Source organism: Actinoplanes sp. NPDC023801, assembly GCF_040639655.1.
Taxonomy (GTDB): domain Bacteria; phylum Actinomycetota; class Actinomycetes; order Mycobacteriales; family Micromonosporaceae; genus Actinoplanes.
Window position 1 is genome coordinate 205290 of the sequence record NZ_JBFAAI010000003.1, and the last position, 14345, is coordinate 219634.

Below are 14345 nucleotides of genomic sequence, written 5' to 3' on the forward strand. Positions count from 1 at the left end.
GTGTTCACCGTCGAAGCCCCCCAGATCACCGCCCCGCCGGCGGCCGGCCTCCGGGACCGTGCCGTGGACGCGTCAGCGCTGGCGTTCATGCACGTCGACCGGTCCGGAGTGATCCAGGACTGGAACCCGGCCGCCGAGCGGCTGTTCGGCTGGACCCGTGACGAGATCATCGGCAGTCGCCTGGCCGACACGATCATTCCACCGGCGCTGCGGTCCGCCCACCACGCCGGGTTCGCGCGGCGGCTGGTCGGCGGCGACAGCGGTGGCCTCGGACATCCCATGGAGGTGCCGGCGGTCCACCGCGACGGCTCCGAGCTGCGCATCACCCTGACCGTGGACGCGCTCGACGACGAGGGGTTCTTCGCGTTCGTCACCGACCGGACCGACGGGCACCGGGCCCAGCAGGAACTGCAGCGCAGCAACACGCTGATCAGCGCGATCCTGCAGCACACCACCGCCATGATCTCGGCGAAGGACCTGAACGGCCGCTACCTCTTCGTCAACGGGGAGTACGAGCGGATCTTCCAGGTCACCGCCGCCGACATGGTCGGCCGGGTCGAGGCCGACCTGGTGTCCGCCTCGGTCGCCGCGGTCGGCAGCGGCCACGACCAGGAGGTCATCGCCAGCGGCACCGCCAAGACGGTCCTCGAGGAGCTGCCGTTCGGTGAGGAGATCCGCCAGTACGTGGTCACCCGGGTGCCGTTGACCGACCCGGACGGCTCCGTCTACGGGGTCTGCACCATCGCCATCGACGACACCCAGCGGCGGCGCAGCCAGGACGCGATCGCGGCCGGCGAGCAGCGCTTCTGGAACACCGTCAACAACGCGCCCGGCATGCTCTACCAGTTCCGGATGGAGCCGTCCGGCGAGACGTCGTTCACCTTCGTCTCCGACGGCTCCCGGGACGTCCTGCAGGCCGAGCCCGAGGCGCTCGTCCAGTCCGCCGACCTCGTGCTGAGCACCATCACCGAGGAGGACCGGGACGGGTTCAACAGCAGCGTGCTGGCATCGGCGCAGACCCTGCAGCCGTGGGACTGGCACGGCAGCGTGATCCTCCCCGACGGCTCCCGGCGCTGGCTGCACGGCGTGTCCCGCCCGCACCGTGAGCCCGGCGGCGCGACCGTCTGGGACGGCATGCTGCTGGACCGGACCCGGGAGCGCAACACCGAACTCGACCTGGAAGCCCTGCGAGGTGATCTCGCCGGCCTGGTGGAGCGCCTCGCCGTACTGTCCGTGTCGGTCCCGGCCGGCCCCGAGCCGGTTCCCGCACTGTCCGCGCTGGTGACCGGGAAAGACCAGGAGTCGCTGTTCGACCTGTGGCGTGCGGCGCTGCGCGGCGAGGGAGCCGACGGTCTGCTGGCCGGGCACGAGAGCCGGCTCCTGGTCCGGCTGCGCCCGAGCGGCCGGGACGACATCGCGATCTCCTGCTTCCGGGTCGGCCGGCCCACGCTCGGCGGATCGGCATGACCGCACCACCCGGCCCCCGTCTGCCCCGCAAGCTCGGCGAGATCGGCATTCCGATGAAGCCGCTGCCGGCCTCGGCCGCCCTCAGTGACATCGTGGCCGGGCTCGCCGCCGACAATCTCGCCCCCGGCGTGATCATCGAATCCCTGGACGGACACCGGCTGCTCAGCCGGACGGCCGTCGACCGGCTCCGCGGCGTCCCGGCGCTCCCGCGCACCGCCGGTGAGCTGGTCGGCGGGACCGGCCTGCAACTGCCCGCCGACACCGACATCGACGTCGCCGCCGAGGCCGCCCTGGCTCGCCCGGCCGCCGACCGCGACGAACCGGTACTTGTCGTCTGGCCGGACGGCCGGCACGGCATCGCGCCCATCGTCGACCTGCTCGCCGCCATGGCCGGCCGGTTCGCCAGGCTGTCCCGGACCGATCAGCTCACCGGCCTGCCCAACCGGGCCACCGCACACGCCGAGGGCCAGCGGCGGCTCGACGCGGGAAGCCTGATCGCGGTCGTCCACCTGGGTCTGGACCGGTTCCAGGACGCCAACGACGTGCTCGGCCACCACGGCGCCGACACGCTGCTGCACCGGGTCGCCACCGCGTTGCGGGCCGCTCTCGGCCCCGGCAACCTGGCCGCACGCCTCGACGGCGACCAGTTCGTGGTGCTGCTGTCCGACCTGCCGGCCGGTCAGACCGCGCACAGCGCCGGACGCCGCCTGGCCGCCGGCATCCAGGGCCCGCACCCGATCGACGGCCTGCCGATCAGCGTGGAGGCCAGCATCGGGATCAGCCACGCCGACCACCACGACGTCACGGTGCTGATGCGGCGGGCCGCCGCCGCGATGCGCCGGGCCAAGCACGAACGTACCGGCGTCGTCGAGTGGACCCCGAGTCTCGACACCAACCAGCGGGTCGACCTGCGGCAGCTGACCGAGTTGCGCGCCGGGCTGCGTACCGGGAACCTGCGGCTGCACTACCAGCCGCTGCACGACGCCGGCAGCCGGGTGATGCACGGCACCGAGGCACTGGTGCGCTGGCAGCACCCCCAGCGTGGTCTGCTGCCGCCGGGAGTCTTCCTGCCCGACGCGGAACGCTCCGACGTCATCCTGGAACTCACCGACTGGGTGCTGGCCGAGGCGCTGCGCCAGGCGGCGGTCTGGCGTGCCCAAGGCCACCACCTGCCGGTGTCGGTCAACCTGCCGCCCGCCTACCTGGCCCAGGACCGGGCGGTCGGGACCATCCTGGCCCTCCTCGACCTGGAGGGCGTACCGGCGTCGATGCTGACCGTGGAGATCACCGAGACGGCGGTCCTCACCCGGCAGGATCAGGTGGCGGCGCAGCTGGCCGAGTTGCGCTCGCGCGGCGTACGGGTGGCGATCGACGACTTCGGCACCGGGTACACATCGCTGGGCCTGCTCCCCCAGCTGCCGATCGACGAGTTGAAGATCGACCGGTCGTTCGTGATGCGGATGCTCGACTCACCCGCCCACGCCACGATCATCAACTCGGTGATCGCGATCGCGAAGGCGCTCCGCCTGACCGTGGTCGCCGAGGGCGTCGAGGACGAACCGACGGCCGCCGCACTGGCCGCGGCCGGTGTCGACCTGCTGCAGGGGTTCGGCCTCAACCGCCCCCAGCCACCGCACCTCGTCCCGGCCCTGCCCGGCCTGTCCACCGGCTCCTACGCTGCCGTCTGAGCCACCAGGCGAGTCGTCACCCGGGCGGTCCACCCGCACCTCCCGTAACCGCCGGCCGTTGATCATTCCGGCGGCCACCCGGGCTGCGACGAGGCGGAAGGAGCCGGATCATGACGGCCGTCGACGCGGTGGTGGTCGGCTCCGGGCCGAACGGGCTGGCGGCCGCGCTCGTCCTCGCCGCCGCCGGGCTGCAGGTGGAGGTGCACGAGGCAGCCGGGACGTACGGCGGTGGCACGCGCACCGAGGAACTGACCCTGCCCGGGTTCCGGCACGACGTGTGCTCGGCGGTCCACCCGATGGCCGTGGCGTCACCGTTCTTCGCCGCGTTCGACCTGGCCGGCCACGGCGTCGAACTGCTGTACCCGGAGGTCTCCTACGCCCATCCGCTGGACGGCGGCCGGGCCGGCATCGCCTGGCGTGACCTGGACCGTACCGCTGACAGCCTCGGCCCGGACGGGCCCGCCTGGCGTGGCATGCTCGCCCCGCTGGTCCGGCGATGGCCCTCGCTGATTGACACCGTCATGTCGGATCTGCGCGGCGTACCGCGGAACCCGGCGGCCGCACTGTGGCTCGGCGCGCGCATGGCCGAGCAGGCCACACCGCTGAGCCGGGCCCGTTTCCACGGCCCGATCGCTCCGGCGATGCTGGCCGGGGTGAACGCGCACGCGATCACCTCACCCCGCGCCCCGGCGGCGGTCGGCGCGGGCCTCGTCCTGGCGACCCTCGGGCACGCCGTCGGCTGGCCACTCCCCCGCGGCGGCAGCGCGGCCATCGCCGGCGCCATGGCCGCCGCGCTGACCGCCCACGGCGGCCGGATCGTGACCGGGCACCGGATCGACAGCCTGGCCCAGCTGCCGAAGGCGCGGACGGTCCTGTTCGACACGGCGCCCGGCGAGCTGCTGCGCGTCGCCGGACCGGAACTGCCCGCACGGTACGCCGGCCAGCTGCGCCGGTTCCGCCACGGCGGTGCCGTCTGCAAGGTCGACTTCGCAATGTCCGGACCGGTCCCCTGGTCGGCGCCCGACTGCCACCGGGCCGGAACCCTGCACCTGGTCGGTACCCGCGCCGAGGCGATCGCCGCCGAGGAGGCTGTCGCCGCCGGCCGGCACCATCCCCGGCCGTACGTGCTGGCCGTCCAGCCCGGGGTGGTCGACGCGGGCCGCGCACCGGAGGGCAAACAGACCTTCTGGACGTACGCCCACGTGCCGAACCGTTCGCAGCGCGACGTCAGCGATCTGGTGATCGCCCAGGTGGAGCGCTTCGCGCCAGGTTTCCGGGACCTGATCCTGGCCCAGCACGTCTCGACCGCCACCGCGGAGGAGGCGCGCAACGCCAACTACGTGGGCGGTGACATCTCCGGCGGTGCGACCACGCTGCGGCAGCTGCTGATGCGCCCGGTACCGCGCTGGGACCCGTACGAGACGCCGCTGCCCGGCGTCTACCTATGCTCGGCCTCGACACCGCCGGGCCAGGGCGTGCACGGTATGGCCGGGCTGCACGCCGCCACCCGGGCCCTGCGGCACCTCGGCATCCGGACCGACCCGCTCGACCTGCTGCGCACCCTCCGCCCGGACATCCGTCGACATGACGAGCTCGGCGCTCCCCAGCCGACCCGGTGACCGCCCCGGCACGCGGCCGGCCCGATCACTCCACCGTCGGAGGTGGCGGCGACATGGATCCGGCACCGATCGGCATCACGTGTCTCGCCCCGCACCATCACGTGTCTCGCCCGCTTCGAGCGGAGAAGGAACGCGTGCGCCGATGGCCTCCAGTTCCTGAACGGCCCATTCCCGGATGGGCGGCGGCCAGTCACCCCACGAGATCAGGTTCAGGAAGACGCGTGACCTTGTCCCGTTGATCGCGGCGAACGCCCGCAGACACCGCCGGGCACTGGGCAGATCGTTGTCGGCATACACGAAACGCAGAAACTGCCGCTCCAGCGTCTCCACCGAGTCGTCGAATCTCACCTGCGCCAGGACGTCGATGACATGCCACGGATTCGGTACGCGCAGGGACGAATCGAGGAGTTCGCAGAGCACCGGGCCCACCTCGGCGACTCCGGCCGCGCCCGCCAGTCCGATGATCGCCTCGAACTCCGCCCAGCGTCCCTGGGCAGCCAGCCGCCGCACCATCGACGGCGCCAGGAGCGCGAACTCCGGCCCCGGCATCAGGGGCAGCGCCTCCCGTACCGCCTCGCCGTCCAGAGGACCTCGGGGCAGCAGGCTGACGAGAGACGCGACGGCACTGTCGATCTCTCCGGGGCCCGCCACTTCCCCGTCGAAAGCCGGTGGGTCACCGCCCCGCCCGGGCCAGGGCGAGGCGATGCGACCGGCCTGGATCAGGGCGCGTGACTCACGGCTGTTGCGGTACGCCAAGGGGATGACGGTCAGCGGAAGCTCTTCCCCCGTCGACTTCGACCGGACCTGCACCGGCCGCGCGTTACGCGGGCCGGGCCCGTTCGCCATCCACTGGCTCAGCGGAACCTCTCCACTCCCGAAAGGATGATCGATGACGACCAGAAGATCATCCAGGCGAATCAACGTCACTCCCCACCACGGCCACCGACGACGAATGGCAGCGATCACGACATATGTTGCCCGGATTGAGACCGATGAAGAAGAAACGCCTGCGCAGTTGCCTCCAGATACTCCAGCAAGGGGATCAGCAGAGTAGGCCCAAGCCCGCGTAAACACCACAGGTTGATGCTCGGCTTCCTTCATCAGGAGTGACATCACCGGCTCACCGCAGCCGCCGCACCCGTCACTCGAGATAGACGCCAGTCCTGACATCGTAGTAGAACGTCTCCCAGAAGCTTTCAGCAGATGACGAGAAAACGACATCGTCAATAGCCAGGACTCGCTCTCGAATATGATCGGCGATCACATCGCAGTAGTCGAAATCCTCAACCATGCTCCAGTCCGGCCAGCACAACTCGCTGACCACTCGAACACATTCGGAGAATTGATCGAGCGAGGAATTCGCCGGGGACACGCTTCCGAGATCATTGACAACCGAAATCTTCAGGCTGTCCAGGTCTATTATGAACTTCCCACCCCAGGCAGCACTTCCGAACAAGACCCTCCCGAGATCAGGGCCCTCCTCAAATTGCGCCGTATCCAGCACGGCGTAGAGGCCGTCAATGAAATCTTCGGGCACTCCGGGGTCGAGCAACCTGGCAGCCAGCCATGGTGGCACGCCGGACTCAGATCGGAGGCTCACCATCCTGAAACGGGCGTTACCTTCACTCACGGAAACTCCCAGCCCCTTCTCCAACCTGGACGAGTCACTCCTGGATATGTCGGCACACTATCGACCGAACACCTCGCCAGCTGACCGAGACAACGGTGCGCCGCAGCCAGACCTACACAGCTGGACAACACCGCTGCCACCACACCCGCGAGACCACGGTGCGCGACAGCCGGAGCTGACCTAGCACGGGCGTCGGGATTCGCCGGAACGGCCCTGGCTCGGCGTACCGATCGCGCTCGTCGGGGTCCCGATCAGCCTGCCGCTTCGCCGGAAGTGACTCCGGAGTCGACACCGGAGGAGGCGCTGGAAGAGGCGCTGGGGAGGAAGTCGGCGCGGTTCAGGGTGGCGGTTCGGCGGCGGTACTCCTTGGCCTTGCCCGGCCAGTTCGTCACGACGCGGCCGGTGGCGGTGCGGTACCAGGACTGGCAGGTCGTCCAGACGCTTCCGGCGAGGCGGGACTGGATCTCGCTGTCGTAGCCGGCCGCCACGTCCGGACGTACCGCCAGGGTGTCTCCGGCCGCGACCGCACGCACCGCCTGAGTGATCCACCGGGCCTGGGCCTCGTGGAAGTAGATGACGGAGGTGTTGCCGGTGTTGGTGTTGGGCCCGTAGACCAGGAACATGTTCGGGAAGCCGGGGACCGCGAGACCGAGGTAGGCGTGCGCGCCGTCGCGCCATTCGCCGGCGAGCCGGTGGCCGTCCTGGCCGGTGACCTCGATGGGGACGAGGAACTCGGTGGCGGCGAAGCCGGTGCCGTACACGAGGATGTCGCACGGATGCTCGACGCCGTCGGCGGTGCGGATGCCGGCCGGGGTGACGGCGACGATCTTCTCGGTGATCAGGTCGACGTCGGGGCGGGCCAGGGTGGGCAGCCAGGCGTTGGTGAACAGCAGCCGTTTGCAGCCCATCGCCTCGTCGGGGGTGACCTTGGCACGTAGTTCGGGGTCGCGGATCTGCCACCGGCGCTGCACCCAGGCGTACGCGCGGATGAAGCCGTTCGCGGCACGGTTGCCGCGCAGCGCTGCGCCGGGCACCAGGGTGAGTCCCCAGGTGGCGGCGCGGGAGAGCAACATCAGGGCGGGGATCCGGCGGTACGCGGCCTTGCGGAACCGGCTGTAGCGACGGTCCGGTTTGGGCACCGTCCAGGGGGCGGTGCGCTGGTAGACGTCGATGTGAGCGGCTCGGCCGGCGATGGCGGGCACCAGCTGGATGGCGCTGGCCCCGGTGCCGACGACCGCGACCCGGCCGCCCTCGATCGGGACACCGGACGTCCAGTGGGCGGTGTGGACGGCGACTCCGGCGAACGTGTCGGCGCCCGGCAGTGCGGGAATCGACGGGCGGGACAGCTGGCCGACCGCGGGGATCAGGACGTCCGCGTCGAGCTGTTCGCCGTCGGCGAGCGAGATCGCCCAGGTGCCGCCGGCCCACCGCGCCGAGGCCACCTCCGCACCGAGGCGCACCAGCCCCGACACGCCTGATCTGTCCGCGACGTCTTCCAGATAGGCAAGGATCTCGTCGTGCGGCGGGTAGCGCCGGGACCAGCCGGGGTTCAGCGCGAAACTGTAGGAGTACAGCGGCGCCGGTACGTCGCACGCGCACCCGGGATAGGCGTTGTCGCGCCACACGCCGCCGATCCGGTCGGCCTTCTCCAGGACGACGATGTCCGTGAACCCGGCTTTGAGCAGTTCGGCGGCGACCGCCACCCCGCCGAAACCGGCACCGATGATCGCGATCCGGGTCATGGCCGCCTTCCGATGGTCAGTCGCAGTGCCGCGGGGGCGGTGGCGGGCACGACCGGGTCGCGCGGCGCCACCGGTTCGATCGGGAGATAGCCGGACGACGGGCGGGGATCGGCGTCGCCACGGTTCGGCCAGAGCGCCACGGCCCGTTCGGCGAGGGCGGTGATCGTCAGGGACGGGTTGACGCCCAGGTTGGCGGCGACCGTCGAGCCGTCGATGACATGCAGGCCGGGATGGCCGAAGAGCCGGTGGTACGGGTCGACGACACCGTTCTCCGGTGTGGACCCGATCGCGCAGCCGCCGATGAAGTGCCCGGTGACCGGCCGGTTGATGATCTCGGTGAACGCGCCGGTGGCGACGCCGTCGATCTGGGCCGCGACCCGCCGGGCCACGTCGTGGGCGGCCGGCACCCACACGGGGTTGGGTTCGCCGATGCCGGGCCTGCTGGTGATCCGCCGGCCGAACAGTCCGCGCCGGGTGTGCACGGTGATCGAGTTGTCGAGCGGCTGCATGGCCAGCAGGACGATGGTCTCCTTGGACCAGTTCCGCGGCGAGGTGTAGAGCCGCAGGTCACGGCCGGCCCGGGCGAGCGTCTTGAGGGCGTGCCACCAGCGGGGGCGGCCCTCGTCGACGAGCACGGTGGCGAGCAGGGCCAGCAGGTTGCTGCCGGGGCCGTACCGGACGGGTTCGACGTGGGTGACCGGGTCCGGGTGGATGGACGAGGTGATCGCGACGCCGTGCGTGTAGTCACGGTCGCGGCGGCGGGTGCGGGCGCCGAGGATCGATTCGGAGTTGGTACGGCTCAGTTCGCCGAGCCGGGGCGACACGTGCGGCAGATGTCCGCGGTCGCGCATCCGGTGCAGCAGCCGCTGGGTGCCGAGCGCGCCTCCGGAGAGGACGACCTGCTCGGCGGTGAACATCCGTCCCCGGGTGTGCACCGCGTAGCCGCCGTCCGGCAGCGGGCGCACGGCCTTGACCGTGGTCCGCTCGTGGACCACGGCACCTGCTTTCTCGGCCAGGTACAGATAGTTCTTGACCAGGGTGTTCTTGGCGTTGCCGCGGCAGCCGGTCATGCATGATCCGCACAGCGTGCAGGTGCGGCGGTCCGGTCCGGCCCCGCCGAAGAACGGGTCGGGCACCGGGGCGCCGGGGACGTCGCCGAAGAGCACACCGACCGGCGTGTGCCGGAAGGTGTGGCCGACCCCGAGGTCCTCGGCGACGGCTCGCAACGCGTGGTCGGAGGCGGTGGCGACCGGGTTCACGGTCACCCCGAGCATGCGCTTGGCCTGGTCGTAGTAGGGGGCGAGTTCGGTCTTCCAGTCGGTGACGTGTGCCCATTGCGGGTCGGCGTAGAAGGTGTCCGGCGGCTCGTAGAGGGTGCAGGCGTAGCCGAGCGACCCACCGCCGACACCGACCCCCGACATGATCATCACGTCGCGCAGGAGGGTGAGCCGCAGGATGCCGTAGCAGCCGAGCGCGGGCGCCCAGAGGTAGTCGCGCAGCCGCCAGGACGTGCCGGCGAACTGCTCGTCGGTGAACCGGCGACCGGCTTCGAGGACGCCGACGCGGTAGCCCTTCTCGGTCAGGCGCAGCGCGGTCACGCTGCCACCGAACCCGGAGCCGATGACGAGGACGTCGTAGTCGTACGACATCGCCGTACCATCACATCGTTATTGGCAACATGTCAACAACGGGCTTCCAGGTCTTGCGCGAAGCGCGAATCAGTCTCATAAATGACGGGTGACCGAGCTGTCCCACGAACGCCGCGGATCCGGCCCGCCGCTGCTGCTGATCCACGGCCTGGGCAGCCACCGTCAGGTGTGGACGCCGATCGTCGCGACCCTGGCCCGCCACCGCGACGTGATCGCCCTGGACCTGCCCGGTTTCGGCGAGTCCCCGCTCTGGGCGCCCGCCGCGCACGCCGGCTCCGTCGGCCACCTCGCCGATCAGGTCGAATCCTTTCTGGACCGGCTCGGCATCGGGAACCCCGAAGTGGCCGGCAGCTCGCTGGGCGGCGGCATCGCCCTCGAACTGGGCCGGCGCGGCCGGGCCCGGGCGGTCACCGCGTTCGCGCCGGTCGGCTTCTGGACCGGTGCGGGCCGGCGCTGGTGCCAGGGCGTCGTCACCGCGGCCCGAATCGCCGCCGGCCGCCTCGACGCCCGGCTTCCCCGCATCATGGCGTCGGGCGCCGGGCGGGCCGCGTTCTGCTCGCTCTTCTACGCCCGCCCGCGCCACCTCGACCCGGACGACGCCGTCACGGCCGCGCGTGCCCTCGCCGCGGCACCCGGCTTCGCCGCCGCACGCGACGCCTTCGGCGATCTGCCCCCTTGGCGGTACGAGCAGACGCGCGCCCCGGCCACCATCGCGTGGGGCACCCGCGACGCCGTGCTCCCGTTCCCGCAGTCCCGCCGCGCCCGCGCCGTGCTCCCGTCCGCACGGCACATCACCCTCAAGGGTTGCGGCCACCTGCCGTTCGCCGACGACCCGGAGGCCTGCGCCGCGGCGGTGCTCAGCGCCGCGGCCTGATGATCAGCGCAACAGCCAGATGAGCAGCATGGCCACCAGGAAGACCGCGCCGGCCACCGCCGTGACGGTCCGGACCAGGGTGCTCATGCTGTTCTCGTCGAACGATGCGGGCCGCTCGCTGGGCGCGGTCCAGTCGCCGACGGCGGTCAGCAGGCGATCGCCCGCATGACGCAGCCGGCGGCGAGCTCGTTCACCCGGGACCAACGGCACGACACCTCCAACGACCAAGGGGGTAATTCGTTTCTGTGCCGCCCGCCGGTGCTGTTGGATAACTCAGACGGGGAAACGGGGGATCCGATGGTCGACGTACGGGACGCGGCGAAGGCACTGGCCGGGGCCGGCCGGGTGGTGGTGTTCACCGGTGCGGGCATCTCGGCGGAGAGTGGTGTGCCCACCTTCCGGGACGCGCTTACCGGGCTCTGGGAGCGGTTCGACGCCCAGGCGCTGGCCACCCCGCAGGCCTTCGAGGACGACCCCGACCTGGTCTGGGGGTGGTACGAGTGGCGCCGCTCCCTGGCACTGCGGGTGCGCCCGAACCCGGGCCACGAGGCGGTGGCCGCGATCGAGAGGCACGCCCCGCACACCGTCGTGATCACTCAGAATGTCGACGACCTGCACGAGCAGGCCGGTTCGACCGCACCGATCCACCTGCACGGCAGCCTGTTCACGCCACGCTGCGCGGCCTGTTCCGGGCCGGCCGAGCCGAGTCGGCAGCCGGAGCCGGAGGAGGGCCGCCGCCTGGCCCCGCCGCGCTGCGGGCACTGCGGCGGCCCGGTCCGCCCGGGCGTCGTCTGGTTCGGTGAGGCGCTGCCGGTCGAACCGCTGGAGTCCGCGGTGCAGGCGGCGACCGAGTGCGACGTGCTGCTGACGATCGGCACCTCGGGCCTGGTCTACCCGGCCGCGGACATCCCGGTGGTGGCGGCGAGGTTCGGCGCGACCGTGATCCAGGTGAACCCGCAGCCGACCCCGCTCGACGAGGTCGCCGCGATCAACCTGCCCGGCACCGCCGCGACGGTGCTGCCCGCCCTGGTCGAAGCGGCCTGGCCACCTTCCTGATCGAGGCGTCCCACCATTGCTTTCATAACCACAGCTATCATAACTGTGGTTATGAAAGGGTGACGCCATGCTGGAACGACCCGCGGAGATGTTCGACCGGGAGCGCGAGTGGACCGCCCTGACGGCGGTCGCGACCGATCCCCGGCCCGGCGCCCTGCTCGGCGTCGTATCCGGGAGGCGCCGGCAGGGCAAGACGTTCCTGCTGCGGTCGCTGTGTCAGGCAACCGGCGGCTTCTACTTCCCGGCTGACGAGGCCGCCGACCGGGAGTCCCTCAACCGGCTCGGCGTGCTGCTGGCCGAGTTCACGGGTGCACCCGCGCCACTGGCCCTCGACGGCTGGCACCAGGCGGTCGACGCGCTTCTCGGCCTCGGGCGGGAGCGGCGCATCCCGGTGGTGATCGACGAGTTCCCGTACCTGGTGCGGGCCAACTCCCGGATCCCCTCGATCATCCAGAACGCGCTGGCCCCGCTACGGACCGAACGTGACGAGAGCCGTGCGAGCCTGCTGCTCTGCGGGTCCGCGATGTCGTTCATGGGCCGCCTGCTCAGCGGCAATGCGCCACTGCGTGGCCGGGCCGGTCTGGAGCTGGTGGTCCCGACCCTGGATCACCAGCTCGCCGCCGAGTTCTGGGGCATCGAGGACCACGCCACCGCGTTGATGGCCAACGCCGTCGTGGGCGGTACTCCCGCGTACCGCCGGGAATTCGCGCGCGACGACACGCCCGCCGGACCGGACGACTTCGACGCGTGGGTGGTACGGACCGTACTGTCACCGAGCAGCCCACTGTTCCGGGAGGCCCGCTACCTGCTCGCCGACGAGCCCGACCTGCGCGACGCCGGGCTCTACCACTCCGTCCTGGCCGCTATCGCCTCCGGCAACTCCCATCGGGGCGGCATCGCGTCGTTCCTGGGCCGCAAGGCCGGCGACCTCGCCCATCCGCTGACCGTCCTGGAGGACTGTGGTCTGGTCACCCGCGAACCGGACGTGTTCCGGGACAACCGGACCGCGTTCCGGATCGCCGAGCCCCTGGTCGCGTTCTACCACGCGGTGATGCGCCCGATCTGGTCCGACCTGGAACACACCCGCGATGCCGGTCGCCTGTGGCAACGCAGCCGCCGCCGGTTCACCGGTAATGTCCTCGGACCGCACTTCGAGCAGGTCTGCCGCTACTGGTCGCGGCATCTGGCCGGCCCGGAGGTCTTCGGGGACTACCCGAACCGGGTCGGCAGCGGCACCGTCAACGACCCTGCCGGCCGGACGTCGCACGAGGTGGACGTCGCGGTGTTCGGGCTGGATGACGACAACCGTCAGCCGCTGCTGGCGATCGGCGAGGTGAAGTGGGGCGAGGTGATGGGGACGGGTCATCTGGACCGGCTCCGCCGTATCCGGACGCTGCTCACCGCCCAGGGCCGTCCCGGCGCCGGGACGGCACGGCTCGCCTGCTTCAGTGGCGCCGGTTTCACCGGCGAACTGCGTGAGGCCGCGACCGGCGACCCGGGCATCGTCCTGATCGACCTGACGATGCTCTACCGTCCCGGCTGAGGAACCGCCGATCCGGCGATCCCCTACCGGCGGGACGGGGCAGCGGCACGTCGCGGAGCGGGCCCTTGCGCACCTTGCCGGAGCCGGTACGCGGAAGGTCGTCGCGGACGTCGTCCGGCCACGACCCCAGCCCAGCGTCGCGCATCACCGGTCCTCACGCGTAGTGCCGGTAGATCGGGCGGGCGACGCAGGCCGGCTTGTCCTGGCCGTCCACCTCGACGACGAAGTCGAAGGTGCTCTGCACGCCGTTTCCGGGCACGTCGTCGACGCTCACCACCTTGGCGGCCAGCCGGATCCTCGCGCCGACCTTGACCGGGCTCGGGAATCGGACCTTCTCCAGGCCGTAGTTGAGGCCCATCGTGATGCCCTCGACCGTCAGCAGCTCGACGAAGAGCGGGATGACCAGTGACAGGGTGAGGTACCCGTGGGCGATCGGGCCGCCGAACGGTCCCTGCCCGGCGCGGTCCACATCGACGTGGATCCACTGGTGGTCGTCGGTGGCGTCGGCGAACGTGTTCACCCGCTCCTGGGTGATCTCCAGCCATTCGGTGTGGCCGAGATCCTTGCCGGCCAGGCTCCTGAGTCCGTCGAGGCCGTTCACGGTGGTGGTCAAGACTGCTCCCTGAGAAGTAGGCGGGCGGCGATCTCTTCGAGAATCGTGGGGCGGACCGCGTCCTCGAAATCGAGGGCGGCGAAGTCCGCGAGCCAGGGGTCCGGGGTGATCACCGGGTAGTCCGAACCGAACAGCACCTTGTCCTCGAGCAGGCTGTTCGTGCTCCGGACGAGTGGGGGTGGAAAGTATTTCGGCATACGCCGGACCCGGCCGCCCGGCCCCTGCCGGTCACGATGGCAACCCTGCCGCTCACCTCCATACTCGTCAATCTCTCACGTGAGCGGGACACCGTCGAGCCATCCCACGACGGCCTGGTCAGCCGGGAACGCAACCGCGAGAATCGCCGCGAACTGTTCATCCACCTGACCGGTGCGCGGCGGGCACTGCTCGCGGCGGGCCGGCCACACCACTGACGATGAGCCGGGTAACCCTCCTGCCGGCTGCCCGCTTGCCGATAGAGCCGG

14 protein-coding genes are annotated in these 14345 nt (G+C 71.1%); 7 read left to right on the forward strand and 7 right to left on the reverse strand.

The genetic code is table 11. The features are described from left to right. The 3 genes from AB0G04_RS08055 to AB0G04_RS08065 all read left to right on the forward strand — a co-directional run bounded on the left by AB0G04_RS08055 (position 1) and on the right by AB0G04_RS08065 (position 4774). A complete protein-coding gene (locus AB0G04_RS08055) occupies positions 1-1467 on the forward strand; it encodes a PAS domain S-box protein (RefSeq protein WP_360978423.1) in 1467 nt (488 codons plus the stop codon). After that, the gene (locus AB0G04_RS08060; RefSeq protein WP_360978427.1) at positions 1464-3155 is read left to right on the forward strand and encodes a bifunctional diguanylate cyclase/phosphodiesterase; all 1692 of its coding nucleotides are present in this window, start codon (positions 1464-1466) and stop codon (positions 3153-3155) included. Before AB0G04_RS08055 ends, AB0G04_RS08060 begins: the two co-directional genes overlap by 4 nt. A gap of 110 nt (positions 3156-3265) precedes the next feature. After that, complete coding sequence (locus AB0G04_RS08065; protein ID WP_360978430.1) at positions 3266-4774, forward strand: NAD(P)/FAD-dependent oxidoreductase; 1509 nt, start codon at positions 3266-3268, stop codon at positions 4772-4774. A 75-nt stretch (positions 4775-4849) separates the two neighbouring features. Here the strand turns inward: AB0G04_RS08065 and AB0G04_RS08070 are convergent, their stop codons facing one another. The 4 genes from AB0G04_RS08070 to AB0G04_RS08085 form a co-directional block, all read right to left on the reverse strand. Beyond that, positions 4850-5887 (reverse strand): hypothetical protein, encoded by a 1038-nt coding sequence (locus tag AB0G04_RS08070; protein WP_360978434.1) that lies wholly within the window; start codon positions 5885-5887, stop codon positions 4850-4852. 28 nt (positions 5888-5915) lie between these two features. Continuing rightward, positions 5916-6404, reverse strand: coding sequence for a hypothetical protein (locus AB0G04_RS08075; RefSeq protein ID WP_360978437.1), 489 nt, complete (start codon positions 6402-6404; stop codon positions 5916-5918). Between the two features lie 251 nt (positions 6405-6655). Next, the gene (locus tag AB0G04_RS08080) at positions 6656-8146 is read right to left on the reverse strand and encodes an NAD(P)/FAD-dependent oxidoreductase (protein WP_360978440.1); all 1491 of its coding nucleotides are present in this window, start codon (positions 8144-8146) and stop codon (positions 6656-6658) included. Further along, complete coding sequence (locus AB0G04_RS08085; RefSeq protein WP_360978443.1) at positions 8143-9795, reverse strand: GMC family oxidoreductase; 1653 nt, start codon at positions 9793-9795, stop codon at positions 8143-8145. Before AB0G04_RS08085 ends, AB0G04_RS08080 begins: the two co-directional genes overlap by 4 nt. An 88-nt stretch (positions 9796-9883) precedes the next feature. On the opposite strand from AB0G04_RS08085, the gene AB0G04_RS08090 reads away from it, so the two are divergent. Beyond that, the gene (locus tag AB0G04_RS08090) at positions 9884-10669 is read left to right on the forward strand and encodes an alpha/beta fold hydrolase (protein WP_360978446.1); all 786 of its coding nucleotides are present in this window, start codon (positions 9884-9886) and stop codon (positions 10667-10669) included. A 3-nt stretch (positions 10670-10672) separates the two neighbouring features. On the opposite strand, the gene AB0G04_RS08095 is transcribed toward AB0G04_RS08090, so the two are convergent. After that, complete coding sequence (locus AB0G04_RS08095; RefSeq protein WP_360978449.1) at positions 10673-10879, reverse strand: hypothetical protein; 207 nt, start codon at positions 10877-10879, stop codon at positions 10673-10675. Between the two features lie 87 nt (positions 10880-10966). Here AB0G04_RS08095 and AB0G04_RS08100 point away from each other — a divergent pair, with 87 nt between their 5' ends. After that, complete coding sequence (locus tag AB0G04_RS08100; RefSeq protein WP_360978452.1) at positions 10967-11725, forward strand: NAD-dependent deacylase; 759 nt, start codon at positions 10967-10969, stop codon at positions 11723-11725. A gap of 67 nt (positions 11726-11792) precedes the next feature. Beyond that, on the forward strand, positions 11793-13268 hold the full coding sequence (locus tag AB0G04_RS08105; protein WP_360978455.1) for an ATP-binding protein: 1476 nt from the start codon (positions 11793-11795) through the stop codon (positions 13266-13268). 154 nt (positions 13269-13422) lie between these two features. Here AB0G04_RS08105 and AB0G04_RS08110 read toward each other — a convergent pair whose 3' ends face one another. Both AB0G04_RS08110 and AB0G04_RS08115 read right to left on the reverse strand, forming a co-directional pair. Next, the gene (locus tag AB0G04_RS08110; protein ID WP_360978458.1) at positions 13423-13881 is read right to left on the reverse strand and encodes a MaoC family dehydratase; all 459 of its coding nucleotides are present in this window, start codon (positions 13879-13881) and stop codon (positions 13423-13425) included. Continuing rightward, complete coding sequence (locus tag AB0G04_RS08115; RefSeq protein WP_360978461.1) at positions 13878-14078, reverse strand: amidohydrolase family protein; 201 nt, start codon at positions 14076-14078, stop codon at positions 13878-13880. Before AB0G04_RS08115 ends, AB0G04_RS08110 begins: the two co-directional genes overlap by 4 nt. A gap of 36 nt (positions 14079-14114) precedes the next feature. On the opposite strand from AB0G04_RS08115, the gene AB0G04_RS08120 reads away from it, so the two are divergent. Beyond that, positions 14115-14294 (forward strand): hypothetical protein, encoded by a 180-nt coding sequence (locus AB0G04_RS08120; RefSeq protein ID WP_360978464.1) that lies wholly within the window; start codon positions 14115-14117, stop codon positions 14292-14294. Positions 14295-14345: the final 51 nt, after the last annotated feature.